The 26,409-nt window shown below is 59.0% G+C and carries 20 protein-coding genes; 14 read left to right on the top strand and 6 right to left on the bottom strand.

From position 1 onward, the window contains the following. Positions 1–78: 78 nt before the first annotated feature. Positions 79–570, bottom strand: coding sequence for a hypothetical protein (locus NR201_RS02270; RefSeq protein WP_010245819.1), 492 nt, complete (start codon positions 568–570; stop codon positions 79–81). A gap of 488 nt (positions 571–1,058) precedes the next feature. On the opposite strand from NR201_RS02270, the gene NR201_RS02265 reads away from it, so the two are divergent. From NR201_RS02265 to cobA, 7 genes are all read left to right on the top strand, one after another. Next, positions 1,059–2,273 carry a nitrate regulatory protein gene (locus NR201_RS02265; RefSeq protein ID WP_010245817.1) on the top strand — a complete coding sequence of 405 codons (1,215 nt, stop codon included), beginning with the start codon at positions 1,059–1,061 and terminating at the stop codon, positions 2,271–2,273. 262 nt (positions 2,274–2,535) lie between these two features. Then, the gene (locus tag NR201_RS02260) at positions 2,536–3,786 is read left to right on the top strand and encodes a CmpA/NrtA family ABC transporter substrate-binding protein (protein ID WP_010245814.1); all 1,251 of its coding nucleotides are present in this window, start codon (positions 2,536–2,538) and stop codon (positions 3,784–3,786) included. Between the two features lie 11 nt (positions 3,787–3,797). Next, the gene (gene ntrB, locus NR201_RS02255) at positions 3,798–4,673 is read left to right on the top strand and encodes a nitrate ABC transporter permease (RefSeq protein ID WP_167422973.1); all 876 of its coding nucleotides are present in this window, start codon (positions 3,798–3,800) and stop codon (positions 4,671–4,673) included. A gap of 10 nt (positions 4,674–4,683) precedes the next feature. Next, entirely contained in the window at positions 4,684–5,472 is a 789-nt protein-coding gene (locus NR201_RS02250; protein ID WP_010245808.1) for an ABC transporter ATP-binding protein, read from the top strand. A 10-nt stretch (positions 5,473–5,482) separates the two neighbouring features. Further along, entirely contained in the window at positions 5,483–9,547 is a 4,065-nt protein-coding gene (nirB, locus tag NR201_RS02245) for a nitrite reductase large subunit NirB (RefSeq protein ID WP_256849328.1), read from the top strand. Further along, positions 9,544–12,162, top strand: a complete 2,619-nt coding sequence (locus tag NR201_RS02240) for a nitrate reductase (RefSeq protein ID WP_010245802.1) — start codon at positions 9,544–9,546, stop codon at positions 12,160–12,162. The genes nirB and NR201_RS02240 overlap by 4 nt, the downstream gene beginning before the upstream one ends. Next, positions 12,162–13,001, top strand: coding sequence for a uroporphyrinogen-III C-methyltransferase (gene cobA, locus NR201_RS02235; RefSeq protein WP_010670001.1), 840 nt, complete (start codon positions 12,162–12,164; stop codon positions 12,999–13,001). The genes NR201_RS02240 and cobA overlap by 1 nt, the downstream gene beginning before the upstream one ends. Positions 13,002–13,610: 609 nt before the next feature. Here cobA and NR201_RS02230 read toward each other — a convergent pair. Together NR201_RS02230 and NR201_RS02225 are read right to left on the bottom strand one after the other, a co-directional pair. Further along, the gene (locus NR201_RS02230) at positions 13,611–13,964 is read right to left on the bottom strand and encodes a DUF6404 family protein (RefSeq protein ID WP_029519029.1); all 354 of its coding nucleotides are present in this window, start codon (positions 13,962–13,964) and stop codon (positions 13,611–13,613) included. A 109-nt stretch (positions 13,965–14,073) separates the two neighbouring features. After that, positions 14,074–14,886, bottom strand: a complete 813-nt coding sequence (locus NR201_RS02225) for a DeoR/GlpR family DNA-binding transcription regulator (protein ID WP_010245789.1) — start codon at positions 14,884–14,886, stop codon at positions 14,074–14,076. Positions 14,887–15,238: 352 nt separating this feature from the next. Here NR201_RS02225 and NR201_RS02220 point away from each other — a divergent pair, with 352 nt between their 5' ends. The 7 genes from NR201_RS02220 (at position 15,239) to NR201_RS02190 (ending at position 22,938) form a co-directional block, all read left to right on the top strand. Then, positions 15,239–16,036 carry a GolD/DthD family dehydrogenase gene (locus NR201_RS02220; RefSeq protein ID WP_010245786.1) on the top strand — a complete coding sequence of 266 codons (798 nt, stop codon included), beginning with the start codon at positions 15,239–15,241 and terminating at the stop codon, positions 16,034–16,036. 55 nt (positions 16,037–16,091) lie between these two features. Then, the gene (locus tag NR201_RS02215; RefSeq protein WP_010245782.1) at positions 16,092–17,027 is read left to right on the top strand and encodes a D-ribose ABC transporter substrate-binding protein; all 936 of its coding nucleotides are present in this window, start codon (positions 16,092–16,094) and stop codon (positions 17,025–17,027) included. A 45-nt stretch (positions 17,028–17,072) separates the two neighbouring features. Next, positions 17,073–17,684, top strand: coding sequence for a DUF2291 family protein (locus NR201_RS02210; protein ID WP_010670005.1), 612 nt, complete (start codon positions 17,073–17,075; stop codon positions 17,682–17,684). Between the two features lie 10 nt (positions 17,685–17,694). Continuing rightward, positions 17,695–19,227: a sugar ABC transporter ATP-binding protein gene (locus NR201_RS02205; RefSeq protein ID WP_256849327.1), complete on the top strand. Its 1,533-nt coding sequence runs from the start codon at positions 17,695–17,697 to the stop codon at positions 19,225–19,227. 227 nt (positions 19,228–19,454) lie between these two features. Then, positions 19,455–20,522, top strand: coding sequence for an ABC transporter permease (locus tag NR201_RS02200; protein ID WP_010245772.1), 1,068 nt, complete (start codon positions 19,455–19,457; stop codon positions 20,520–20,522). 11 nt (positions 20,523–20,533) lie between these two features. Next, complete coding sequence (locus NR201_RS02195) at positions 20,534–21,331, top strand: SDR family oxidoreductase (RefSeq protein ID WP_010245769.1); 798 nt, start codon at positions 20,534–20,536, stop codon at positions 21,329–21,331. A gap of 173 nt (positions 21,332–21,504) precedes the next feature. Beyond that, entirely contained in the window at positions 21,505–22,938 is a 1,434-nt protein-coding gene (locus NR201_RS02190; RefSeq protein WP_187494487.1) for a YchO/YchP family invasin, read from the top strand. 270 nt (positions 22,939–23,208) lie between these two features. On the opposite strand, the gene NR201_RS02185 is transcribed toward NR201_RS02190, so the two are convergent. From NR201_RS02185 to NR201_RS02175, 3 genes are all read right to left on the bottom strand, one after another. Further along, positions 23,209–23,409, bottom strand: a complete 201-nt coding sequence (locus NR201_RS02185) for a hypothetical protein (protein WP_194709459.1) — start codon at positions 23,407–23,409, stop codon at positions 23,209–23,211. Between the two features lie 102 nt (positions 23,410–23,511). Beyond that, on the bottom strand, positions 23,512–24,006 hold the full coding sequence (locus NR201_RS02180) for a MarR family winged helix-turn-helix transcriptional regulator (protein ID WP_061901495.1): 495 nt from the start codon (positions 24,004–24,006) through the stop codon (positions 23,512–23,514). A 321-nt stretch (positions 24,007–24,327) separates the two neighbouring features. Next, on the bottom strand, positions 24,328–25,872 hold the full coding sequence (locus NR201_RS02175; protein ID WP_010245756.1) for a methyl-accepting chemotaxis protein: 1,545 nt from the start codon (positions 25,870–25,872) through the stop codon (positions 24,328–24,330). Between the last annotated feature and the right edge of the window lie 537 nt (positions 25,873–26,409).

Here is a 26,409-nt window from a genome sequence, read left to right as displayed (position 1 = left end):
TGATCTTCCAGCCAATGGCAAATCCCTGTACCCGCAGCCCGGGACGGTTCTGCGGGCAATATGCGCCGGATTTCATATTCAGTCTAAGATCCAGGTCGCGGTATCGTTAGTCCGGCAGGCTTTGCTGGCGCCGCCGACGGCCACACAGACCTGTTTCGTTTTGCGGGGACGGGGACGATCGCTCTGCACGGTGGCATCGTAACGGCTGCTCTCTACACCCGCTTTTAATGGCACATAACCGATCAGCGGGCCGTCAGCCTGGTCAGCAATCGCCAGCCAGCTGTGTTCCACATTACCTAATACTTCGAACGGTTTACCCGTTTCGAGATAGCGAACCACTTTGCCGCCGTAATCAGGCGAGGTCATGACGGATGCGCCATAAAGCGCCCGCCAGGTCTGATTGACCGGCTCAAATTCAGTCGGTGCCGCGACAGCGTGTCGATGGACCAGTTTGACGCCGTTAATTTCGCTGGTGACCAGCGTATCGTCAGTGACGGGCGGCGGCGGGGCCTTACAGCCTGCCAGGGTAAGAACCGCCAGCAGCGTTAACGCAAGACTCTTTTTCACCATGTTCCTCGTGATCTCATCAAAGTATCTGCATATTGCCAGGCCCGATGCCAGGAGGCGATCTTTATCGCGCCGCATCGTGCCGAAATTCTGTTTTTAAAAAAAGGGTCAGATTACATCGGGATAGTAACGCATTCAGTTTACCTAAGACTTTTGAGAATTCAAACCATTGCACCCGCTGCTGATGCGTGATAGCAGGCGCTTTACGAGCGGGTTTCGGTATAAGAAAAGCGCCAGGTAATGTGATAGTTAAATCGAACTGAATTATCGCAGAGACAAACCGGTTGAGAACAGTGCCGCGCATTCTGACATGCAATGAATCCGATTGGAAACTATTAAGATTTACTAATAACTTGTTGCCGAAAAAATTTATCAGTTTGCGTTAAGAAACTTATCAAAATCAGATTTTACGCCCCTGCTCAGACCCTCTTTTTTCCGGAAAGCGGCACGCCTTTTGCTTCTGAAAGGTTTTAACCGCACTGAGGTGAGCAATGAGGGACGCCCTGACCTGGCTGCAGGCATCACGCGCGAGCGATATCGCCAGCCTGCAACGTCTTCTGGAAACCGGCGAGCTGATGGCTGCCGTCAGTGAACTGGTCCATCGGTTGCAGCGGGAACGTGGCGCAAACAATCTCTGGATCTGCTCTGACGGAGCGCTGTTCAGCGCCGAACGTCATGCCCGCCAGCAGGAGGTCAGCGCCGGCCTGGAGCATTTTTATCAGGCGCTGCCGGCCGCCATAGCGCAGCCCGGCTACAGCCGCTTCTGCAACCTGATTGCCGCTGCCCTGCAGGCGCTGGCCGGACTGCCTGCGCTGCGCCAGCAAATCAGCCAGCGTGAGCTTGATCAGGCCGCGGCGATGGCCGCCTTTAACCAGGTTATCCGTACTTTACTCAATCTGGTGTTTGAGGCGGCCGACACCGCCAGCTATCCCGGCATCTCCCGTGCACTGATCGCCCTGTTCAGTTTTATGCAGGGCAAAGAACTGGCCGGGCAGGAGCGGGCCATCGGCTCAGCCGGCTTTGCGGCGCGTCAGTTCACCCCCGACCAGCGCAGCCAGATGGTCGCCCTGATTGCGGCACAGGAGCAGAGCTTTATCACCTTCCGGGAGTTTGCTGACAGCGCCGCGTGTGAATCCTGGCAGCCGCTGGCTCAGGCCAGCCGCGACATCGAACGCCTTCGTCGCATCGCCTGCACCGGCGGCCGTTGTGATGAGACCGGCGCGCTGCACTGGTTTTCCCTGCTCTCTGAGCGGCTGGATCAGATGAAAATGCTGGAGGATGCCCTGACGGCGACATTGATGCAGCGCTGCCGGGCTGCCATTGATCAGGCACAACAGCAGGCGGCAGGAACAGTGGTGCAGGGCGACAGCAATTTTTCGCTTTACGTCTCCGGGGCGGACTGGCTGCCTGGCGCGGCGGCGCTCGACAGCGACGGTCTGGCCCCGCAGCTGGGGCGCTCGGTGCTATCGCTGATTGGCGAACAGTCGCAGCGTTTGCAGCAGCAGGCGGATGAACTGGCGGCGATGCGCGCCTCACTGGACGAGCGGCGGGTGATCGATCAGGCCAAACACTGGCTGATGCAGCAGCAGGGTTTCACAGAAGAGGCCGCCTGGCAGGCATTACGCAAAAGTGCGATGAATCAGAATAAGCGGGTACTGGAGATCGCGCAGGCGGTACTGGCGGTAGCGAAGACCCTGAGCAACTAACCCGGATGAGGTAGCTGCACAACCTTTGTGCGTGATCTGCGTCAGAAACGTGCAAAAACGGTTAATTTTTCAACAGTGCGTCACCGCAGATCGGCATTAAGGCTGTTTCGGCGATCTGGCACATCCTTTGCTTAATCCCTATAGAGAGTACGCATTGCTCCCGCCAATGGCGGTGGGGTCAGTGCTTTGGATAAAGGCGTCCATCCGCAGGCTTCGGCTTGTCGGAGGACGCCTTTTTTTATTTCTGTTCAGGGGCAACAAGATGAGCAAAACGCCATTTTCACTGACACGACGTCAGGCGCTGATCTCCGGCGCCGCGCTGGGTGCGGCCTGGATCGTTCCGGGATTACGAAATGCGGTCTGGGCAGCGGGATCAGATGCGCCAGAAAAAGCGCAGGTGCGGGTCGGCTTTATCCCGCTCACTGACTGCGCGCCGGTGGTGATGGCCTCTGTGAAAGGCTTCGACAAAAAGTATGGTCTCACATTGCAGGTCAGCAAAGAGGCGAGCTGGGCGGCGGTGCGCGACAAACTGACCTCCGGTGAGCTGGATGCGGCGCATGTGCTCTACGGCATGATCTACGCCCTGCAACTGGGCGTAGCGGGTCCGCAGCACGACATGGCGAACCTGATGACGCTCAACCATAACGGCCAGGCGATCACCCTGTCGAACCAGCTGAAAGCCAGTGGGGTCACCGATGCGGCCAGCCTGAAAAAGGCCATTGATGGCAGCGCCAAAGGCAGCTTTACCTTCGCCCATACCTTTCCGACCAGCACCCATGCCATGTGGCTCTATTACTGGCTCGCCAATGCGGGCATCCACCCGTTTGATGACGTGCGCACCGTGGTCGTGCCGCCGCCGCAGATGGTGATGAACATGAAAATTGGCAACATGAGCGGCTTCTGCGTTGGTGAGCCGTGGAACCAGCGCGCCATCAGCGACAACATCGGTTTTACCGCCGCCACCAGCCAGCAGATCTGGCCGGAGCATCCGGAAAAAGTGCTCGGCACCCGCGCAGAGTGGGTGAAAGAGAACCCCAACACGGCCCGTGCACTCACCGCCGCTGTGCTGGAGGCCGCGCGCTGGATTGATGCCTCGGACGACAACCGCCGCGAAACCGCGCAGGTGTTAGCCGGCCGCGCCTGGATCAATACCAAAGTGGAGACGTTACAGGGTCGGATGCTCGGTCAGTATCAGAACGGCCTGGGGCAGTCGTGGCAGGACGCTCACCCGATGCGCTTCTTTGACAACGGCAACGTCAGTTTTCCCTGGCTCTCAGACGGCATGTGGTTCCTGACCCAGATGAAACGCTGGGGCCTGCTGGCCAGCGATCCCGACTACCTCGCGGTGGCGCGCCAGATCAACCGCATCGACATCTACAAACAGGCCGCCAGCGCAGTCGGACAGGTTGCACTGCCCGCCAGTGAAATGCGCAGCAGTACCTTCATCGACGGCAAGGTCTGGGATGGCAGCGATCCTGCCGCCTATGCCGCCAGTTTCGCTATCAAACGTTAAGAGAGGTTGCTATGAAAACTGACGCGCGCGCCCCCCTGGCGCAGCCGGTGCAGAGTCACAACAGTGCCACCGTTATTCCGTTACAGGTCACCCCGAAAGCCGCAGCCCGTCCGGCGCGTCTGCGTCCGCTGTTGCAGCGCGCCATTCCCGCCACCGGTGGCCTGTTATTAATGCTGCTGGTGTGGCAGATCGCGGCGCTGTCGCAACCGGGTTTCCCTTCGCCTTACGCCACCTGGCAGGCCGCTCAGGTCCTGTTCGCTGACCCGTTCTACAGCAACGGCCCCAACGATCAGGGCATCGGCTGGAACGTGCTGGCGTCGCTGCAACGCGTCGGCATTGGATTCGGCCTGGCCGCGCTGGTCGGCATTCCGGCGGGCTTTTTAATCGGTCGCTTTAGCTTTATGGCGCAGATGTTCAATCCCGTCATCGCCCTGCTGCGGCCGGTGAGTCCGCTGGCCTGGCTGCCGATTGGCCTGCTGCTGTTTCAGCGCGCCGAGCCTGCCGCCAGCTGGACCATTTTTATCTGTTCGATCTGGCCAATGATCATTAACACCGCCGAAGGGGTACAGCGTATTCCGCAGGATTACCTCAACGTGGCGCGGGTGTTACAGCTTTCTGAGTGGACGGTGATGCGCCGGATCCTGCTGCCCGCCGTGCTGCCCGCGGTGCTGACCGGGGTCCGTCTCTCTATCGGCATCGCCTGGCTGGTGATCGTCGCCGCCGAAATGCTGACCGGCGGACTGGGCATCGGCTTCTGGATCTGGAATGAGTGGAACAACCTCAACGTGGAAAATATTCTGGTCGCCATTCTGGTCATCGGCGTAATCGGGCTGCTGCTGGAACAGGGGCTGATGCTGCTGGTCCGTCGTTTTAGCTGGGACAAATAAGGAGAGCACGATGCAACAGATCATTCGCGTCCAGCAGGTCAGCCAGCGTTTTGCCACCGCCAGCGGCGAGTTTCTGGCGCTGGACAATGTCAGTTTTGATATTCACGAAGGGGAAACCCTGAGCCTGATCGGCCACTCCGGCTGCGGCAAATCGACGCTGCTGAACCTGATTGCCGGTTTAACCCGGCCCAGCAGCGGCGTGCTGCTGTGTGATAACCGCGAAATCACTGGCCCCGGTCCGGAGCGCGCGGTGGTGTTTCAGAACCATTCGCTGCTGCCGTGGCTGACGGCATTTCAGAATGTCGAGCTGGCGGTGCAACAGGTGTTTAAAGGGCGCTTCAGCAAAGCGGAGATGCGTGACTGGATCGAGCACAACCTTAACCGGGTGCAGATGAGCCATGCCATGCACAAGCGGCCCGGCGAAATATCCGGCGGTATGAAGCAACGCGTCGGTATTGCGCGGGCGCTGGCGATGAAGCCACGCGTGCTGCTGCTGGATGAGCCGTTTGGCGCGCTGGACGCCTTAACCCGCGCTCATCTGCAGGACAGCGTGATGCGCATTCAGCAGGAGCTGAACACCACCATCGTGCTGATTACCCATGACGTGGATGAAGCCGTGCTGCTGTCAGACCGGGTGCTGATGATGACTAATGGCCCGGCGGCGCAGGTTGGCGAGATCCTCACTGTTGATCTGCCACGTCCGCGTTCACGGGTGGCGCTGGCGGATGAGCCGCGCTACCACCAGTTGCGACAGAAAGTGCTGCATTTCCTCTATGAAAAACAGACCACTGCGGCGTAAGGAACAGACCATGAAGCAACGGTTGCTGGTGATAGGTAATGGCATGGCGGGAATGCAGATGGTGGAGAGCCTGCTGCAACGTGCGCCGCAGCGCTACGCCATCACGGTCATTGGCCGCGAGCCGCACGGCAACTATAACCGTGTGCTGCTGTCGCCGGTGCTGGCAGGTGAAACGCCGTTCAGTGAAACGCTGATCCACGATCGCGACTGGTATGAGCGGCACGGCGTCACGCTGCTGAACGGCGAAACCGTGCTGCAGGTCGATCTGGCGGCACGTACAGTGCAGACCGATTATCGCCAGCTGGGCTGGGATCGGCTGGTGTTTGCCACCGGTTCACAGCCCCGTTTGCCCGCCATTCCCGGCATCAACGCGGATTGCGTACTGGGTTTTCGCAGTATCGCCGACGTCCGGCAACTCCTGGCGTGCCAGGGACCGGTGGTGGTGTTGGGCGGTGGTTTTCTCGGCATTGAAGCGGCGGCGGCACTCTGTGCCCGTGGGCGTGAGGTTACGCTGGTTCATCACAAACCCTGGCTGCTGGATCGCCAGCTGGATGCAAAGGCGGGCGAGCTGTTGCTGACGGCACTCCAGCAGCGCGGTATCCGCTGCGTGCTGAACAGCGGACTCACGGCGATTGACGAGGCGGGTGTGACGCTGACCAGCGGTCGTCACTGCGCCGCCACGCAGGTGGTGATTGCCATCGGCGTTCAGCCGGAGATAACGCTGGCGCAGGCAGCGGGTCTGCCGTGTCAGCGCGGCATTCTGGTCGATGGGCAGTTACGCACAGCGGTCCCGTCGGTGTACGCCGTAGGCGAGTGCTGCGAAATTGCCGGCGAAACCTTTGGCCTGGTCGCACCCTGCCTGACGCAGGCGCAGATTCTGGCCGCACAGCTGGCGGGGTCGCCACTGGCGGATTTTGTCAGCCAGCCGCAGGCGACGCGGCTCAAAGTCAGTGGCATTTCGCTGTTCAGCGCCGGGGATGTCAGTGAGGCACCCTCCATCAGCAGTTTTGATCCGATCTCCGGCGACTACCGCCGTCTGTTTCTTCGTCAGGGCCGCCTCTGTGGCGTATTGCTCTCTGGCGACACCCGGCAGGGTCCCGCGCTGCTGGCGCGTCTGCTGCACACCGAAGCTGTCACGCTCGAAGCCCTGTTCGATTCCCGTCAACCTGAACCGCAGCCGCAGGCTGCAGAGAGTCCTGAGATGAGTAAACCGGTATTAGCCGTGGTGGGTCACGGCATGGTCAGTCACCACTTTCTTGAACAGCTGGTTGCCCGCGAACTGAATCAGCACTACCACATCGTGGTTTACGGCGAGGAGCGTCAGCAGGCTTACGATCGGGTGCATCTGTCGGACTATTTCAACGGCAAAACGGCCGACGATCTGTCGCTGGTCAGCGCGGACTTTTTTACCCTGCACGGCATCGAACTGCGCAGCGGCTGCGCAGTCGTAGCGATCGATCGTCAGCAGCGCAGTCTGCGTGACAGCGCGGGCAATGAGCTGGCGTGGGATAAGCTGGTGCTGGCCACCGGCTCGCGTGCTTTTGTACCGCCGGTACCGGGCCACGACGACGAACGCTGCTTTGTCTACCGCACGCTGGATGACCTTGATGCCATTGCTGCCTGCGCCCGCAATAGCCAGCGCGGCATCGTGATTGGCGGCGGCCTGCTGGGTCTGGAGGCGGCGAATGCGCTGCAGCAGCTCGGGCTGGAAACGCATGTGGTGGAGTTTGCGCCACGCCTGATGGCAGTGCAGCTCGATGAGGGCGGGGCGCTGATGCTGCGCCAGAAGATCGATGCGCTGGGCGTCACGGTTCACACCTCAAAACAGACCGAACTGATTGAGCGTCAGACCGACGGTAGCGTGGTGCTGCGCTTTGCTGACGGCAGCAGTTTACCCGGCGATCTGGTGCTGTTCTCCGCCGGTATCCGGCCGCGCGATGAGCTGGCACGTGAAGCGGGCCTGACGCTGGGACCGCGCGGCGGCATTGAGATTAACGATCGCTGCCAGACCAGCGATGAAGAGGTGTTTGCCATTGGTGAATGCGCATTGTGGAACGGTCAGATCTTCGGTCTGGTCGCGCCAGGCTATCAGATGGCACGCGTGCTGGCCGGGCATCTGGCGGCTGAATCCACCGCCTTCAGCGGCGCGGACATGAGTACCAGACTGAAACTGCTGGGGGTGGAGGTGGCGTCGTTTGGTGACGCGCATGGCCGCACGCCGGGCAGTCAGCACTATCACTGGACCGACGGGCCAAAAGGCATCTACAAGAAAATCGTGGTTTCTGCCGACAGCACCCGGCTGCTGGGCGGCGTGCTGGTCGGTGACAGCAGCGACTACGCCACGCTGCTGCAGATGATGCTCAATGAGTTACCGCTGCCTGCCGCGCCAGAAAGCCTTATCCTGCCTGCGCTGTCGGGGGCGCCGAAAGCGCCAGGCGTCGCGGCGTTGCCTGACAGCGCCCAGGTCTGCTCCTGTCACAACGTCAGCAAGGGCGAAATCTGCGCGGCGGTGAAAGGCGGATGCGGTGAGATGAGCAGCATCAAAAGCTGCACCAAAGCGGCTACGGGCTGCGGCGGCTGTGCGGCACTGGTAAAACAGGTGATGGAGTTTGAGCTGGAAAACCTCGGTGTCGAGGTCAAAAAAGATATTTGTGAACATTTCAGCTATTCGCGCCAGGAGCTGTATCACCTGGTGCGGGCCGGTGAGTTCAGAACCTTTGATGCGCTGCTGACGTCACATGGTCGGGGGCAGGGTTGTGAAGTGTGCAAACCGCTGGTGGCGTCACTGCTCGCCTCATGCTGGAACGACTATCTGCTAAAACCGGCGCATCTGCCGTTGCAGGACACCAACGACCGCTATTTCGCCAATATCCAGAAAGATGGCACCTATTCGGTGGTGCCGCGCGTCCCGGCGGGCGAAATCACGCCGCAGGGGTTGATCGCGATTGGCGAGGTGGCGGCGCGTTACGATCTTTACACCAAAATCACCGGCGGTCAGCGTATCGACCTGTTTGGCGCGCGGCTCGATCAACTGCCTGATATCTGGCAGACGCTACTGGCGGCGGGTTTTGAAACCGGTCACGCCTACGGCAAGTCGCTGCGCACTGTGAAGTCCTGTGTGGGGTCGACCTGGTGCCGCTACGGCGTGCAGGATTCAACCGCTTTCGCCATTGCGCTGGAGAACCGCTACAAGGGGCTGCGCGCCCCACACAAGATCAAGATGGCGGTATCGGGCTGTACCCGCGAATGTGCGGAAGCGCAGAGCAAAGATATCGGGGTGATCGCCACGGAAAAGGGCTGGAATCTCTATGTGTGTGGCAATGGCGGCATGAAGCCGCGCCACGCCGACCTGTTCGCCAGCGATCTCGATGATGCCACGCTGCTGCGTTATGTCGACCGCCTGCTGATGTTCTATATCCGCACCGCAGACAGGCTGCAGCGCACCAGCGTCTGGATGGACAATCTGGAAGGCGGCCTGGACTATCTGCGTCAGGTGGTGATTGAGGATAGCCTCGGTCTGGGCGAGACGCTGGAGCAGGAGATGCAGCGGGTGGTGGACGCGTATCAGTGCGAGTGGCAGACCACGCTGGCGGATCCTTCACGACTTGCGCTGTTTACCCCTACGGTCAACAGCGATCGCCCGGATGAGACGCTGCACTACAGCCGGGTGCGCGGTCAGCGTCAGCCGGAGGCCGTTACCGATCGTCCGCTGTTACCGCCGCCAGCCGAGCCGTGGAGCGCGGTGTGTACACTGGAGGCGATTCCTCAGCAGGCGGGGATCGGGGCGCGACTGGGTAGCGAACGTGTTGCGCTGTTCCGCTTTGGCGATGCGCTTTTTGCGCTGGAAGACCGCGAACCCGGCAGCGACGCCAGCGTGCTCTCACGGGGGATCCTTGGCGATGTGGGCGGCGAGCCGGTGGTGATCTCCCCGCTCTATAAGCAGCGGATACGGTTGCGTGACGGACAGAGCCTGGATAACCCGCAGCATCAGCTGCGCTGCTGGCCGGTGAAGTTGGAAGCGGGTCAGATCTGGCTGGCAAATCGTCCGCTGGATCAGCTGGCGCAGGCATCATGAACAGTACCTGTCCCTATTGCGGCGTCGGCTGTGGCGTCTGCGTCACCCCGCAGGGGGCGCATCAGGCAACCGTGATCGGCGATCCGCACCATCCCGCGAATGCAGGTCGGTTGTGCGTAAAAGGCGCAGCGCTGGGCCAGACCCTGACGCCGCAAGGGCGTTTGCTGAACGCCGAGGTTAACGGGCAGCGCGTCAGCCTGGACGCTGCGCTGGATGCGGCGGCGGCGGGATTGCGGGCGGTTATCGATCAGTATGGCCCGCAGGCGGTGGCGTTTTACGGCTCCGGCCAGCTGTTGACCGAGGATTACTACGTCGCCAATAAGCTGATGAAGGGCTACATCGGTGCAGCCAACATCGATACGAATTCGCGGCTCTGCATGGCGTCGGCGGTGGTCGGTTATAAGCGGGCGCTGGGGGCCGATGCGGTGCCCTGCTGCTATGAGGATCTGGAGCAGGCCGACCTGGTGCTGCTGGTGGGGTCTAATGCTGCCTGGGCGCATCCGGTGGTGTGGCAGCGGCTGATGCAGGCGAAGCTGCAACGTCCGGCGATGTGTATTGTCGTTATCGATCCGCGGCGTACGGCGAGTTGCGATCAGGCCGATCTCCACCTGCCGTTGCGGCCCGGCAGCGATACGGCGTTGTTTTCCGGTCTGCTGCACTGGCTGGCGCAGCAGGATGGCATTGATGCCAGCATGTTGCCGCACCTGAATGGTGTGGACGAGACGCTGACCGCCGCAGCGCAGTGGGGTGTGGCGCGAGTGGCAGAGGCATGTGACTTAACCGTGCAGCAGGTCGCGCACTTTTTCCAGCTTTTCAGCCAGCACGATCGGGTGCTGACGCTATGGTGCATGGGGATTAATCAGTCCGCCACCGGCAGCGACAATAACCAGGCGATTCTTAATCTGCATCTGCTGACGGGCAAAATAGGCCGCGCGGGCTGTGGTCCTTTTTCGCTGACCGGACAGCCAAATGCCATGGGCGGACGGGAGGTGGGTGGCCTGGCGAATCAGCTGGCGGCGCATATGAATTTTACTGAAGCGGATTGCGAACGGGTGCAGCGTTTCTGGCGCAGTCCGGCCATTGCCCGGGAACCGGGACTGACTGCACTGGATCTTTTCCGGGCACTGGCGGATGGCACGGTGAAAGCAGTGTGGATTATGGGCACCAATCCGGCGGTGTCGATGCCTGAGGGCAACCGCGTCGCGCAGGCGCTGGCGGCCTGTCCGCTGGTGATTGTATCAGATGTGATGGCGCAGACCGATACCAGCGCCTTTGCCAATATTCTGCTGCCCGCCCAGGGGTGGGGCGAGAAGAACGGCACGGTGACCAATTCCGAGCGGCGTATTTCACGTCAGCGCGCTTTTGCCGCCGCACCCGGTGACGCCCGGCCTGACTGGTGGTTGCTGTCGCAGGTGGCCAGGCGTTTAGGGTTTGATGAAGGCTTTAACTGGCAGCATCCGGCAGAGATTTTCCGTGAGCATGCGGCGTTGTCAGGTTTCGAGAACCGGGGCGCCAGGGCGTTTGATATCAGCGGCCTGGCGCAATTGAGTAATGCTGACTGGGATGCGCTGCGTCCGGTGCAGTGGCCGGTTAACGCGGCCTGTCCGCAGGGCTGCGCCCGGCTGTTTGGCAATCGTCGGTTTTTTCATCCGGATGGTAAGGCCCGGTTGCGGGTGCCGGCCACGCCGGTTGTCGCCCCGCGCGAACCGGCGTATCCGTTGTTGATGAATACCGGACGGGTGCGCGATCAGTGGCACACCATGACGCGTACCGGGCTGGTGCCGCGTCTGATGCAGCATTGCGATGAACCGTTTGTCGCGCTGCATCCGGCGGATGCGGCAACGTATGGCGTGACGGCGGGCGGACTGGCGCGGGTGCAGTCTGTTCAGGGCTGGATTAGCGTGCGGGTGCGTGTCGATGCCGGGATGCGGCGCGGCGAGCTGTTTGTGCCGATGCACTGGAACCGGCAGTTCAGTCAGCAGAGTCACGTCGATTTACTGGTGGCCGCCCGCGCCTGTCCGTTTTCGGGGCAGCCCGCGCTGAAGCAGACGTCGGTGCGGATTCTGCCGTTGAGGGTGAGCTGGCAGGGCTGGCTATGGCAGCGCGAGATAGCGCAGCCCACAGGGTTGCGTTACTGGGCGCGTACCCCCTATCCGGCGGTGCAGCGTTATGCGGTGGCGGGCGAGGGCTCGCCGCAGGTCTGGCTGGACGGGCAGGTTGTTCTTTCAGGCTGTCACAGGCAGGTTGCGACCGGCAGCGGCAATGATTACCGGTTGCTGGCATGGCGTGACGGCGAGTTGCAGCTGGCGTTTTATGCCGGCTCCGTGTTGCCGTCGATTGATAGTGCGTGGGTCGCCGAGGCCTTTAGTCATGCGCCGCAGGATGCGGCAGGGCGGCACAGTGTACTGGCAGGACAGCCCGCGCAGGGCGCGGCCACGGGACGGATTATTTGCAGTTGTATGGCGGTGGGTGAGCAGACGATTTTACAGGCGGTGGCGCAGGGGTGTCGTACAACTCAGGCGTTGGGCGAAAAGCTAAAGTGCGGCACGCAGTGCGGCTCCTGTATTCCGGAGCTGAAGCAGTTGTTGCTGTCCGAAGTGATGTCGGAGGAATGATGACACGAGCAATTGATTCTCTGGATAAGTTACTGGCCCCGGTGGATGCCGTGTCGCAACAGGGCGCGGTGTGGCTGGTGGGTGCGGGCCCTGGCGATGTGGAACTGCTGACCGTTAAGGCGTTGCGGTTGCTGCAGCGTGCTGAGGTGGTGGTATATGACCGGCTGGTGAGTGACGCGGTGATGGCGGAGGTGCCGGAGCAGGCGTTGTGTATTGATGTGGGTAAGCAGCCGGGGCAGCATGGTCTGAAGCAGGCGCAGATTAATCAGTTGCTGGTGGAACTGGCGCGCAGTGGACGCAATGTAATCCGGCTGAAGGGGGGCGATCCGTTTGTTTTTGGTCGCGGAGGCGAGGAGATGGTGAGCGTGCAGCAGGCCGGGATTCGCTGTGAGGTCGTGCCAGGGATTACGGCGGCTGTGGGCTGTGCGGCAGCCAGCGGAATTCCGTTGACGCATCGGGATTGCGCGCAGTCTTTGCGGTTGATTACCGGGCATGGGCGGAACGGCGAGCCGCAGCTGGAGGCGGCTGCGCTGACGGCGGTGAATCAGACGCTGGTGTTTTATATGGGGTTGAGCTGGAGTGCGTCGATCAGTGCGCAGTTGCAGGCGCAGGGACGTGATGCGGAGACGCCGGTGGCGATTATTGAGAATGGGACCCGGCCCGATCAGCGGGTGTTGATTACCACGCTGGGGGGATTAGCGGAGACGGTGGCGCGGGATAAGCCGGTGTCTCCGTCGTTGCTGATGGTGGGTGAAGTGGTGCGGTTTTATCGGGCGGATTTGCAGGTGCGGGGTGGGGAGACGGTGAGCCGGTGCGTCGTGCAGGAAAGACCTGCCTGATCGCAAAGGGATCCCGCATCCCTGCGGACTGAGCTCGCCATCCCTGGCTCGCACACTTTGCTCTTCAGGCAGGGCTTACCTGCACTGTTGGCATTGGTGCGGGGTTTTGCGGGATCAGGTCTGGATTGAGTGGGCGTATGTCTTGGTGGTAAGGCCGGAACGGTGCGGCAAGACGGTGCGGCGTGCAGGAAAGGCCTGCCTGATCGCAAAGGGATCACGCATCCCTGCAGACTGGGCTCGCCATCCCTGGCTCGCACACTTTGCTCTTCAGGCAGGCCCTTCCTGCCCGGCTGGCGGCGGTGCGGTTTTTTTTGGGATCAGATCTGGATTGAGTGCGGTTGATGAGAGTGGAAGTGCCCGAGCAGGACGAAAAGAGCACTCCAGTGTGGGAAGGCAGGTGAGGGTTGGTAAGACGGTGCGTCGTGCAGGGAAGGCCTGCCTGATCGCAAAGGGATCCCGCATCCCTGCGGACTGGGCTCGCCATCCCTGGCTCGCACACTTTGCTCTTCAGGCAGGCCTTACCTGCACGATTAGCGATAGTACGTGCTTACAGTGGAGGCACCATCGTGCAGGTGCACTGTATAAAAGACGATGGAGCTTTAGCTGGCTTTAAAGCTCCTCCCACACAGGCAGGTTGTGAACCTTTTTTCGATATGCGTGAAACAGTGCCATTGTCGTACCGAAGAACAGACCTGCGATCAGATTGGGTATCAGCGAATAGTTGTCGTCAGACACGCCCGGAAGAGAAGGCAATAAGAGCAGCAGTGGCATCATAAGCGTGTACATGCTGGCAAACACCACAAGATTGAGCCAGAAAGGAGTGAAACTCGGGGGTGGAAGATGGATATTCATTTTCCATAACAAACGATGTAATGGCGGAGCAGAGTGACTCGGCCATATTTTCTTCGCTGCCATCAGGGCTAAAGCCCGCGCTTTCCTGCGCTCGAAAATCTCGTTTTTCATCGTTTTATCATCAGTTACATCCCTGCTTAGCATTCGCTCTGGAGCGTAACTTAATCCTGTGGCTGTCTGATGACAGCGAGTGGCTGAATCGATGTTGTTTCAACAAGCATTACATCGCCCGCTTCAGCGGCAGCGGGGCCACCAGCACTTTCACGCCTAGTGCTTCAAACGCTTTGACCTGCGCAGTGCTGATGCCGCTGTCGGTGATCAGGTAGTGAATATTGCTCCAGTCACAGGGCAGCGCGAACATCGAAACCTTGTCGATTTTGCTGGAGTCAGCGACCACGTAAACCGTGCTGGCGGATTTGATCATCGCCAGCTTTACCTTGATGTCAGTTTCACTGGGGAAGCTCAGGCCCAGACGCGGTGAGATGCAGGCGGTCGCCAGGAAGAGTTTCCCGGCCAGCACGTTTTCGAAGAAGCTGGCCGCCTTTTCGCCGGAGGTAGAGAGCGTCGGAAATTTAAAGGTACCGCCGGTCAGCAGGATGTTGATCCCCGGCTCGCCGCCCAGTTTCAGGGCGATATTCACCGCGGTTGTCACGACCGACAGGCGGCGGATGTGGCTGATGGCATCGGTGATCGCGGTGGTCGTGGTGCCGGAATCGAAAATCACCGTGTCGCCATTTTCGATATGCTGCGCCGCCAGCCGGCCAATCGCCTCTTTCTCTTCCAGATGTGTCTGCCGCTCCAGCAGCATCGCCCCGGTATTCTGTTTGCCCGTCATCAGCGTCGCGCCACCATGGTAGCGCTGCACAAAGCCCTGTTTTTGCAGCATGCGAAGGTCGCTGCGTAAGGTGGCTTCGGTCAGTCCAAAGGTCTCCGTCAAAGCTTTAACCGTGACCGTGCCATCCTCACGGATCATCTCCAGAATTTTCTCGCGGCGTTGCTGCATGTCAGCGAACTGCTCACTTTTGCTTTTCAATCGAAATGCTCCCTTTTCCAATAACCTGAGAAGTCGGGCGAACAAGGTCTTTGTGGCTGAGTTTAACGCGCCATTTTTATGAATGCGAGATAGCCTGATCTGCCTTTGGTTTTCGAACGAAAATATAAAATGTGCAGGTTATTGAATCTCTCACGCTTTCCGGATTGCAACCAGCTGCCTTTATTTCGGGACTGGAAGCCAGATCACGTCTTTTCAATCAGATAAGCCGCTTTGCAGGGCAGATGGTCGAAATTTGATCTGCTCCACACAACATTTCTTTTCGATAGCTTATATTTTTGTTCGAAAATGAGTGAGTCAACGGCATCGGCAAAAATCTGAGGGGAAGAGTGGGATGAGTGGTGAATATGACGTAAACCTGCGCTACGGCGTGGATACCGCAATGAATCTGGCTGGCAAAGTGGCCGTCGTGACCGGCGGGCTGGGCGGTATCGCGATGGCGACCAATGGCATGTTGCTGGAGAAGGGCGCGAGTCTGGCACTACTCTATCCGCCGTTTGAAGCAGAGAAGGTGGCCAGCCTGAGGGCAGATTTCCCCGTCGAGCGGGTGCAGTTTGTCTGCTGTGACGTTACCGATCCCGCGTCGGTTGAACAGGCTTTTGACGATGTGGTTTCCCACTATGGCCGGATCGATATCCTGGTGAACTGCGCAGGCTACGTGATGCTGCAGCCGGTGATCGAGACCGATTTTGCCGAGTGGCAGAAGCAGATTGCGGTGAATCTCACCGGGCCTTTTCTCTGCTCACAGGCCGCCGCACGGCTGATGATCCGTGCCGGTGCGGGCGGCAAAATTATTAATATCGCCTCCCAGGCGGCATCCATCGCTATCGACAACCATGTCGCCTACACCTCAGCCAAAGCGGGCCTGCTGGGCATGACCAAAGTGATGGCCAAAGAGTTTGCCCCGCATCGGATTAACGTTAACACCCTGTCGCCCACCGTAGTGCTGACGCCGATGGGCGAAAAGGCCTGGCGCGGCGAGAAGGGTGAGCAGATGAAGAAGCTGATTCCGCTCGGACGCTTTGCTTATACCGATGAGATCGCCGCTGCGGTGCTGTTTTTCGCCAGCAACGGCAGCGACATGATCACCGGCGCCGATTTGATGATCGATGGGGGCTTTACCATCTGGTAAGGCCAATCCAGCACCCGGGAATTCATACCCTGCCATAACGATAAGAGAGAACATCATGAAAAACCGTACCTTGCTGTGCACTGCCGTGGCTGCCTGTCTAATTTCGCAGGCGGCGTTTGCCGCCGAAAAGGGCACCATTATGATTCTGGTTAACTCACTCGATAATCCCTACTACGCCTCCGAAGCCAAAGGCGCCAATCTCAAAGCGCAGGAACTGGGTTACAAAACGACGGTGCTGTCGCACGGCGAAGATGTGAAGAAACAGAGCGAACTAATCGACGCCGCTATCGGTAAAAAAGTGCAGGGTATCGTGCTGGATAACGCCGACTCCACCGCCAGCGTGGCGGCGATTAAAAAAGCCAAAGATGCCGGGATCCCGGTGGTGCTGATCAACCGCGAAATCCCGGTGGATGACGTGGCGCTGGCGCAGATCACCCACAACAACTTCCAGGCGGGTTCAGACGTTGCCAACGTCTTTGTTGAAAAGATGGGCGAAAAGGGCAAATACGCCGAACTCGCCTGTAACCTGGCGGATAACAACTGCGTGACACGCTCGAAATCGTTCCATCAGGTGCTGGATCAGTATCCTGATATGCAGAGCGTGGCGCGTCAGGATGCCAAAGGCACGCTGATCGACGGCAAGCGCATTATGGACAGCATCCTGCAGGCGCATCCGGATGTGAAAGGGGTGATCTGCGGTAACGGCCCGGTGGCGCTGGGCGCCATTGCCGCGCTGAAGGCGGCCGGTCGCAACGATGTCATCGTGGTGGGGATTGATGGCAGCAACGACGAACGCGATGCAGTGAAAGCGGGCACGCTGAAAGCCACGGTCATGTTGCAGGCGCAGGCGATTGCCGCTGAAGGGGTGACCGATCTCGATAACTTCATTCAGAAGGGCGTGAAGCCGGAAAAACAGCGGGTGATGTTCCGCGGCATTCTGATTACCCCGGAAAACGCTAAAGGTGTACAGGACTTTAACTACAAGTCGTAATTAAACGCTGTCGCGCCTGCGAAAGCGGGCGCCAGGGAGAAGATGATGTCCCGAAGAGTCTGGCTGACGCTGGTGGTCTTGCTGTTAAGCGGCTGCAAAATTGTGTCGCAGCAGGAGCTGGCTGCCCTGAAAAATCCCCCCAATCCGAAAATGGCGAACATCGACCAGCTCTGGCAGCAGAAACTGGTGCCGCAGGTTCAGGCAGAGGCTAAACCGCTGGCGACGCTGATGAAGTCGCTGCAGTCTGCTAAAGACTTCGACAGTGCCTGTCAGAGCTACGGCTATCGCAGTCAGGCTGAGAATCCCTGTGTCTTCAGCGTCTCGGTTAGCGGCGAGGTGACCGCCGTAAATACCACGTCACGCAGCGGGAAGATGACCGTGAAAGATGAATCAGGTGACAGTGTCACAATTCAGGTAGGGCCAATCATTCGTGGCACCGCTTTGCGGGATGTCTACAAAGGCGTGAGCTATCAGGACTTCAATGACCAGGTGCTGTTTGGTGATTACGGCAAAGCGATAAACCAGCACGCCTCCACTCTGATGCAGCAGTTTGCGCCGAAGGTGGGCGATAAAGTGAGGGTTTCCGGCGTGTTCAGCAGCTGGGACATTCCGCAGCAGCTGCCGGATATCACTCCGGCTGCGATCAACCGGCAATAAGGAGCGGCAGATGCAAAATCCTCAACCGCAACAGTCCGGCGACGTGATTATCGAAACGCGCAACGTGTCGCGTCTTTATCCCGGCGTGACCGCGCTCGATCAGGTCAGTTATCGGGTCTACCGCAATAAAGTTAACGTGCTGATCGGTGAGAACGGCGCCGGTAAGTCCACCATGATGAAGATGCTGGCGGGTGTAGAGACGCCGTCGTCGGGCGAGATTCTGCTGGATGGCAAGGTGGTGTCGCTGAACTCCACGCATCAGGCAGAGAAGCAGGGGATCAGCATCATTTTTCAGGAGCTGAATCTGTTTCCCAACATGAACGTGATGGACAACATCTTTATCGCCAATGAGTATTTCCAGCGCGGGGTGATCAATGAAAAGTATCAGTACGCACTGGCAAAGTCGCTGCTGGAGCGGCTGCAGCTGGATGTCGATCCTTACGCGCCGCTGGGTGAGCTGGGTATTGGTCATCAGCAGTTGGTGGAGATCGCCCGGGCGCTGTCGAAGGATACCCGGGTGCTGATTATGGATGAACCGACCAGCGCCCTGAGCCAGTCTGAAGTGAAAGTGCTGTTTAACGTCATCGATCAGCTTAAGCGACGCGGTGTCACCATTATCTACATCTCTCACCGGCTGGAAGAGCTGATGGAGATTGGCGATCACATCACCATTTTCCGCGATGGCCGTTTTATCAGTGAGCGCGAGGTACGGGACGCCAGCTTGCCGTGGATTATCGCCCAGATGGTGGGTGACAAGAAAAAGCAGTTCGACTATCAGCCTGCGCCACAGGGGGAAACGGTGCTGGAGGTAGAGGGCCTGACTGCGCTGCATCAGAACGGCGGTTACAAGCTGAATGACGTCAGTTTTACGCTGCGCAAAGGCGAGGTGATCGGCATTTATGGTCTGCTGGGTGCCGGACGCACCGAGCTGTTCAAGGGGCTGATTGGCCTGATGCCCTGTCAGTCGGGCCGGGTACGTTTAGCGGGCAGGGATCTGGCGAAACGCAGCTTCCAGCAGCGGCTGAAAAGTGGCATAGCGCTGGTGCCCGAAGATCGCAAAGGCGAAGGGGTGATTGAACTGATGTCGGTCACCGCCAACATGACGCTCTCTGACTTCAGCCTGCGCGGTTTTCGACGTGCGCTGGGGCTGTTAAATCCTGCCAGGGAGCAGCAGCGGGTCAGTGAGATGATCGGCCATCTGGCGATTAAAGTCAGCGATCCCGACCTGCCGGTTACGGCGCTGAGCGGCGGTAATCAGCAGAAGGTGGTGCTGGGTAAAGCGCTGATGACCGGGCCGCAGGTGGTGCTGCTGGATGAGCCAACGCGCGGTATCGACGTGGGTGCCAAAACCGACGTCTATCACCTGATTGGCAGTCTGGCACAGCAGGGGCTGGCAGTGATGTTCTCCTCGTCTGAACTGGATGAGGTGATGGCGCTGGCGGACCGCATTTTAGTGATGGCCGATGGCCGGATTACTGCTGATCTGCCGCGCGCAGCGGCGACGCGAGAACATCTGATTGCGGCATCAACCCCGCAGGATTAAGAGCCTGACCCATCAGGCTATTTTATTTGTCCGTCTGAACCTGGGCAGTGGTCACACAGGCTGCTTTAGCAACCTGAACGCCCGTCAGGGCGGCCCTGAAGGGGCGAGCACAGCGAGTAATCCTGACGTACTGCGTGTACGTGCCGGTTGTTCCGCGCTGTCCGTGTCCAGACTGCCTGAAACCATTACGCCTGGCGGGCCAGGCTCTAAGCTGGCCGGAGAATTTCATGAACCAAAAATATCTGCTCTATATGTACCTGCTCAAGGCCCGTACCTTTATTGCGTTGCTGATTGTGGTCGGCTTTTTCAGCGTGATGGTGCCGAACTTTCTCACCCCCTCTAACCTGCTGATCATGACGCAGCACGTGGCGATTACCGGCCTGTTGGCCATTGGTATGACGCTGGTGATCCTGACCGGCGGTATCGATCTCTCGGTGGGTGCGGTCGCCGGAATCTGCGGCATGGTGGCGGGCGCACTGCTCACCAATGGCATCCCGTTGTGGGGCGGCAATACGCTGTTTCTCAACGTGCCTGAAGTGATTCTGGTGGTGGCCATCTTTGGCGTGCTGGTAGGACTGATTAACGGCACGGTGATCACCCGACTGGGCGTCGCACCCTTTATCTGCACCCTGGGCATGATGTATGTGGCGCGCGGTGCGGCGTTGCTGTTCAACGACGGCGGCACCTACGCCAACCTGGTGGGAGTGCCCGCGCTGGGCAACACCGGCTTTTCGCTGCTCGGCTCCGGCACCGTACTGGGCGTTTATCTGCCAATCTGGCTGATGCTCGGCTTTTTACTGCTCGGCCTCTACCTGACGCGCAAAACCCCGCTGGGTCGTTACATCTACGCCATTGGCGGCAATGAGTCCGCCGCGCGACTGGCGGGCGTGCCGATTATCAAGGTGAAAGTCTTTGTCTACGCCTTTTCCGGCCTCTGCGCGGGACTCGTCGGGCTGGTGGTGGCCTCTCAGTTGCAGACCGCGCACCCGATGACCGGCAACATGTTTGAGATGGATGCTATTGGTGCCACCGTGCTGGGCGGCACGGCGCTGGCAGGTGGACGTGGTCGGGTTTCCGGCTCGATTATTGGCGCTTTCGTTATCGTCTTCCTGGCGGATGGCATGGTGATGATGGGCGTCAGCGATTTCTGGCAGATGGTAATTAAAGGTCTGGTGATTGTGACTGCGGTAGTCATCGACCAGTTCCAGCAACGTCTGCAAAGCAAAGTGGTGCTGCTGCGTCGCCATGAAAAAAAGCAGCAGGCAGCCCCCCTTACTGATGTTCGTCACAGTTAACAGGAGCGATTATGAGCCGCGAACAACGTGGAAAAACAGTGGTGATAACCGGTGCCTGTCGTGGCATCGGGGCCGGGATCGCGGCGCGTTTCGCTCGCGACGGGGCCAGGCTGGTGATGGTGTCGAATGCTGACCGGGTGTTCGCTACAGCCGACCAGCTTCAGCAGCAGTATGGCAGTGAGATTCTGGCGCTGCAGGTCGATATCACGGATGAAGCTGCGGTGCAGCAGCTCTATCAGCAGGCCTTTGAACGCTTTGGTCAGATCGACGTCTCGATACAGAATGCGGGCGTGATCACCATTGATCGCTTCGACACCATGCCGAAAAGCGACTTTGAGCGGATTCTGGCGGTTAACACCACCGGCGTCTGGCTTTGCTGTCGTGAAGCGGCGAAATATATGGTGCAGCAGCGCAGCGGCAGCCTGATCAACACCTCATCGGGGCAGGGACGACAGGGCTTTATCTACACGCCGCACTACGCCGCCAGCAAAATGGGGGTGATAGGCATTACCCAGAGTCTGGCGCTGGAGCTGGCGCCGTGGAACATTACGGTCAACGCTTTTTGCCCTGGCATCATTGAGAGTGAGATGTGGGATTACAACGATCGCGTCTGGGGCGAGATCCTCAGCAGCGAGGAGAAAACCTACGGTAAAGGGGAGCTGATGGCGGAGTGGGTGAAAAATATTCCGCTGAAGCGTGCCGGTCAGCCGGAAGATGTCGCCGGACTGGTGGCGTTTCTGGCATCAGAGGATGCGCGATACATCACCGGGCAGACCATCAATGTGGATGGCGGGTTGATCTTCTCCTGATGCGGTGAGAGATCGCAGGCCTGCTGTAAACGCAGGCCTTTTTCTGACCCGGACTTTTCTGTTATATGCACAATTCGCCGCTGCTGTCCTGCATCGCCGTCACAATATGTTAAGGTAATAGCTGATGATTTTTCTTTAATTGCAGCTACGAACTAATCAATGTGCCGGGTGACATGATACGGAAAACAGGGGTTCTCTCTTTGATTGCGCTGTCGCTGACTGCCACGCAGAGCGCCCGCGCCTTCCAGACTGAAACAGCGGTGTCAGAGACGCCATTCGACAATCCTGCGCGCTACAGTCAGTCGCTGCCGACGCTCGGCGGTGCCAGCGATCAGGATGAAGAGTGGAGCAAAAAGCTGGCGGCCGTGGCCAAGAGTATCGGTGAAGCGAGTAACAACAGCGACAGCAATGTCACGTTTGGTCAGCAGGCGGGCGTCTGGGCGTTCAATCATCTGCGCGATGAAGTGGCCGATCGGGTTGAGAGCGAAGGGCAGTCACTGCTTTCCCCTTACGGCACCGCGCAGCTGGATCTGAAAGTCGACATGAACGGAAACTTCACCGGCACCGGCGGCGATCTCTTCAGCGCACTGGCCGACGAAAACAGCCGGCTCACCTTCAGCCAGCTTGGTCTGCACGATACCGGCGATGGCCTGGTTGGCAATGCGGGACTGGGGCAACGCTGGGATGCCGGTGACTGGCTGCTGGGTTACAACGGCTTTGTTGACCGCGTGTTCAGCAGCGGCCTGCAGCGCGCCTCTGTGGGCACGGAAGCGTGGAGCGATTCAATGCGCTTCTCGGCCAACTACTATCAGCCGCTTTCCGGCTGGAAAAATCTGGGCGATTCGCAGCAGCAGCGCATGGCGCGCGGCTACGATATTACCAGCCAGAGCTATCTGCCCTTTTATCGTCAGCTGGGCGTTTCGGTGAGCTATCAGCAATATCTGGGTGAGAATGTCGATCTGTTTAACAGCGGCAACCGCTATCACAATCCCTCCGCCATGTCGTTTGGCCTCTCTTACACTCCCGTGCCGCTGGTGACGCTGTCCGCTACCCATAAAACCAGCAGCGCCGGTGAGAGTCAGGATCAGCTGGGGCTGAAACTCAACTATCGCTTTGGCGTGGCGCTGCGACGTCAGCTCGATGCCGGAAACGTCGCGGAGGCGCACTCTCTGCGCGGCAGCCGTTACGATACCGTCACCCGCAGTGATACGCCGGTGCTCACCTTCCGTCAGCGCAAAACGCTGTCCGTGTTTCTGGCAACCCCGCCCTGGCAGTTAAGCAGTGGCGAGAGTCTGCCACTGAAGCTGCAGGTGCGCGCCAGCAATGCTATCAAGGCGGTAAGCTGGCAGGGCGATACGCAGGCGCTGAGCCTGACACCTCCGGCCAATAACGCCGATCCGCAGGGCTGGAGTGTGATCTTACCGCAGTGGGATCCGTCGCCAGACGCCAGCAACGAATATCGCCTGTCGGTAACACTGGAGGATAGCAAGCAGCAGCGTGTGACCTCTAACTGGATCACCCTTAAAATTCAGCCACCGATGACCATGGACGAGGCCCCGCAGAACGATCGTTATGATTTGATGGCACCCGGTGGCACCACACTTTAGCAGGAATGCTTTACTGCACAGAAAGGATAGGGGGAGCTAATAGCGGCGGTGGTGTGCAGACGGCGTTGTTAACGTCTGCAGGCCCGACAGCGGTTACTGGCAGAGATAAGTTGTCGGGATGACGAAGGCGCGGCAGAGTGACATCACTATTGATCCTGAAATGAGAGCGGGAATCGCCGGGTGAAAGCAGGAACGACGCTGCGCAGCGGGCAGGGTATTGATATTAAGAAGGCGCGGGCAGCGCCGCCGTTTAGCACAGCGGCCCGGTTATCAGTTAACCATGCTCATCACAATACGCACCGCTCTGGCGTAGACCTCTCGCTGACCGTTTACCGACCGTGCCTGCTGATGCTGCAGGAATGCAATTATGTCCTGTAAGCCTGCCGTCTTGCCTGACTTCAGCAGGCTCGACACGGCCTGCCCTACAACGGCATGGACGTCAGCCATATCTGCCGGTTTATCGGTACTCAATAGAAACTCCAGCGCAACCGTTCTGTTGAATAGCACCTGAAGAGGCAACACTCAGGCGATTCAGCTTTATCAGCCTGGTCACAGGTTTTTTATAAGCCAGCATCATGGCAGGGCCTTAAGCAGCTTTTCGCGCAGCGTTGCCACCTGGGTTGTCAGCTCACCAAGTTCACTACAGGCGGTATCCATCACCGAGATCATATCAGCCGGGACGTCAGCCGCCGCGACTTTAAGCTGGTGGCCCTGTTCTGTCAGGGAGATCAGTACCCGGCGCTCATCATTTCCCGTGTCACGCTGGCGGCAGATAATGCCCCCGCTTTCAAGCCGCTTCAGAAGCTGGCTGAGCGTGCCGGAATCAAGCCGGACACGTGCACCAATATCAGAGACGGTCAGGCGATCTTTCTCCCACAGCACCAGCAGCACCAGATATTGCGGATAGGTCAGACCCAGCGGTTTTAACCGCGACTGATAGAGCTTTGTCATGGCAAGTGAGGCGGAATAGAGCGCAAAGCAGAGAAACTGGTCGATAGTTTCAGGCGCTGCACTGGCGGGAGGCGTATCGGAGATCCCCGCGGGTTCGTCATTCATATCTTTACTCATTCTGAGTCCGGGGTGGGACAGCCAGACCCCAGGCTGTTGGTCAGCCGTGAAGTCTCGCGAATAGTATCTCGGGGAGATGTTGATTTCGGCAGCATCTCTTTCTGGTGTAAGACACCAGACTTTTAAGCGCTATCGCAGCGGGAGAAAAAGCCTTTAGCTGCGCCGCCGATTTAAAGTCGGCACAGTATTGAGTCAAATTAAATTGAAGTCAACATAACCGGTCGCAACCCTTGCGCACAAAGTGCGCCGGGTGCAACGCAGCTAAGATCGGCAGGACAATTTCAGCATTTAACCCAGGCTGAAGCCGCCCGCCGATACGGCTTATACGGTGAAGGTCTCTACCATGCCGCGCAGGTCGCGCGCCTGGGCCAGCAGTGACTGCGATGCAGAAGAGGACTCTTCCACCAGCGCGGCGTTATTCTGCGTGACGCCATCCATCTGACTCACCGCAATACTGACCTGGGAGATGCCCTGCATCTGTTCACCGGAGGAGAGGGAGAGGTTGTCCATAGCATCGGCCAGTTCACCGACGCGGCTGACAATCTTCAGGATGCGCTCACCCGTTCCGGCCGCTACGGTTACGCCATCCTCGACCTGCGTCACGGCCTGCTCAATCAGCTGCTTAATGTCGCGTGCTGCGGTGGCGCTGCGCTGGGCCAGCGAGCGGACTTCACCCGCGACCACGGCAAATCCGCGGCCCTCTTCACCGGCGCGCGCGGCTTCGACGGCGGCGTTGAGCGCCAGAATATTGGTCTGGAAAGCGATGCCTTCAATCACCGAGGTAATATCGCGCACCCGAACGGCACTCAGTGAAATGTCATGCATGGTTTCGGACAGGCGCTGGACATCTGCTTCGCCCGCCTGGGCCAGGGTGGCGGCCTCGCGCGCTGAACCGGCAGTCTGCTGCGCGCCCGCGGCGTTGCTTTTTACCGTGGCGGTGAGTTGCTCCATGCTGGCGGCCGTTTCCTGCAGCGCAGCAGCCTGCTGCTCGGTACGGGATGAAAGCTCGGTATTGCCCTGCGAAATCTCATCGGCCGCCAGCGCCACCGAGGCGGATGCCCCTTTGATCTGCGTAACCAGTTCACGCAGGTTGGTCTGCATGCCGCTGAGCGAGGCAAGCAGGCTGGTGCTGTCGCCACGGCGCAGCGTGACCGGCGAGGTGAGATCACCGGCGGCAATCGCAGCAGCCAGCGTCTGAGCCTGCACCGGTTCGCCGCCCAGCTGGCGCATCAGTATCCGCACAATAAACGCGCAGGTGACGACGGCAGCCAGCACGGAGAGCACCGCCAGGATGATCAGTATCCAGGTGGTGCGGGCGATAGCGATGCCGTTATCCACTACCGCATCCCGGCTGCTGCGCATCTCAAGCTCGGTCAGATCGTTTATCGCCTTCAGCAGGCTCTGCTGAGCCGGACGCGCCACCTTTAACAGATAGTCGGTGACCTCCTGCTGACGATTTTCCATCCCCAGTTTTCCGGCGGTCATCAGCGTGGAGAGGGCGGCCTCTTCAGTGGACTCGATTCTGCTCATCGCCTCCCGTCCTGCCTGTCCGGGGTCGGTCTGCATCATGCCTGAGAGTGCTTCGCGGTTGCTGATATAAAGCGCGCGCTGTTTTTGCAAACGTTCCCATTCTGGCTTCATGGCAACGGGATCGGTCAGCAGAGCAAGGTTACGCACCGCGATTGCCATATCCCGCACGCCACCGCGCATATCCAGCACCGTCTGGTACTTTTTCAAACGGACATTAACCACCTCATCCATACCATCGCGAGCGCTATCCAGCGCGTGAATCGCGGTGCCGGTACAGATAATAAACAGCAGAATAAGCAAGCCAAAACCTGCGCTAAGGCGCGTTGAAATTTTCATCTCTCTTTCCGGGAAAGTTTATTGGATAAACCGGTATCGGCAGGAGAGAGCACTTCTGGAGAGTTACGTTTAACTAAATTGTTCGCTATTTAATTTAACGAAATTAAAAATTGCACGTATACCCACCCCGTTATGCCGCAAAAATCGTAATGGGAGTGATAACGAAATTCCGGCCAATATCCTGATAAATCGCTTTTTATCGCCTTGCGAGTGTGCGCCTTTTCGCGCGGTGCAGCCGCGCGATACGCCAGCGTCATAACCCGTCAAAAACACCGGAGTGCACAAATTTAACCGGACGGGCCTGTTAATCTGGCTGCTGCTGCCGATAGAACACTATTCGACATTGATGACGTAACCGACACGCATCGGGCTCCGCAGAACGTCTGCCTCACTGCCGTAAGGCGAGTGAGAACGTGCGAATGCGATGAGTAAAAATAGCGGAGGGGTGATAATTGTCGGCAGCTTAGCAGACATTGAATGAGAAGTACGCCCCGGTTTTTTACTGAAAATTAAAACAAAACTCTGACACTTTCCATC

Source organism: Pantoea sp. Fr-CA_6, assembly GCF_024520895.1.
Lineage (GTDB): Bacteria > Pseudomonadota > Gammaproteobacteria > Enterobacterales > Enterobacteriaceae > Pantoea > Pantoea agglomerans.
Note: the sequence above shows the minus strand (reverse complement) of the source record. Positions and strands in the feature narration are given on the sequence as shown.

What these genes read in the sequence shown, in the direction of transcription:
- NR201_RS02270 (WP_010245819.1), bottom strand. Translation starts at nt 570, where the DNA reads ATGGTGAAAAAGAGTCTTGCGTTAACGCTGCTGGCGGTTCTTACCCTG.
- NR201_RS02265 (WP_010245817.1), top strand. Translation starts at nt 1,059, where the DNA reads ATGAGGGACGCCCTGACCTGGCTGCAGGCATCACGCGCGAGCGATATC.
- NR201_RS02260 (WP_010245814.1), top strand. Translation starts at nt 2,536, where the DNA reads ATGAGCAAAACGCCATTTTCACTGACACGACGTCAGGCGCTGATCTCC.
- ntrB (WP_167422973.1), top strand. Translation starts at nt 3,798, where the DNA reads ATGAAAACTGACGCGCGCGCCCCCCTGGCGCAGCCGGTGCAGAGTCAC.
- NR201_RS02250 (WP_010245808.1), top strand. Translation starts at nt 4,684, where the DNA reads ATGCAACAGATCATTCGCGTCCAGCAGGTCAGCCAGCGTTTTGCCACC.
- nirB (WP_256849328.1), top strand. Translation starts at nt 5,483, where the DNA reads ATGAAGCAACGGTTGCTGGTGATAGGTAATGGCATGGCGGGAATGCAG.
- NR201_RS02240 (WP_010245802.1), top strand. Translation starts at nt 9,544, where the DNA reads ATGAACAGTACCTGTCCCTATTGCGGCGTCGGCTGTGGCGTCTGCGTC.
- cobA (WP_010670001.1), top strand. Translation starts at nt 12,162, where the DNA reads ATGACACGAGCAATTGATTCTCTGGATAAGTTACTGGCCCCGGTGGAT.
- NR201_RS02230 (WP_029519029.1), bottom strand. Translation starts at nt 13,964, where the DNA reads ATGAAAAACGAGATTTTCGAGCGCAGGAAAGCGCGGGCTTTAGCCCTG.
- NR201_RS02220 (WP_010245786.1), top strand. Translation starts at nt 15,239, where the DNA reads ATGAGTGGTGAATATGACGTAAACCTGCGCTACGGCGTGGATACCGCA.
- NR201_RS02215 (WP_010245782.1), top strand. Translation starts at nt 16,092, where the DNA reads ATGAAAAACCGTACCTTGCTGTGCACTGCCGTGGCTGCCTGTCTAATT.
- NR201_RS02210 (WP_010670005.1), top strand. Translation starts at nt 17,073, where the DNA reads ATGTCCCGAAGAGTCTGGCTGACGCTGGTGGTCTTGCTGTTAAGCGGC.
- NR201_RS02205 (WP_256849327.1), top strand. Translation starts at nt 17,695, where the DNA reads ATGCAAAATCCTCAACCGCAACAGTCCGGCGACGTGATTATCGAAACG.
- NR201_RS02200 (WP_010245772.1), top strand. Translation starts at nt 19,455, where the DNA reads ATGAACCAAAAATATCTGCTCTATATGTACCTGCTCAAGGCCCGTACC.
- NR201_RS02195 (WP_010245769.1), top strand. Translation starts at nt 20,534, where the DNA reads ATGAGCCGCGAACAACGTGGAAAAACAGTGGTGATAACCGGTGCCTGT.
- NR201_RS02190 (WP_187494487.1), top strand. Translation starts at nt 21,505, where the DNA reads ATGATACGGAAAACAGGGGTTCTCTCTTTGATTGCGCTGTCGCTGACT.
- NR201_RS02180 (WP_061901495.1), bottom strand. Translation starts at nt 24,006, where the DNA reads ATGAGTAAAGATATGAATGACGAACCCGCGGGGATCTCCGATACGCCT.
- NR201_RS02175 (WP_010245756.1), bottom strand. Translation starts at nt 25,872, where the DNA reads ATGAAAATTTCAACGCGCCTTAGCGCAGGTTTTGGCTTGCTTATTCTG.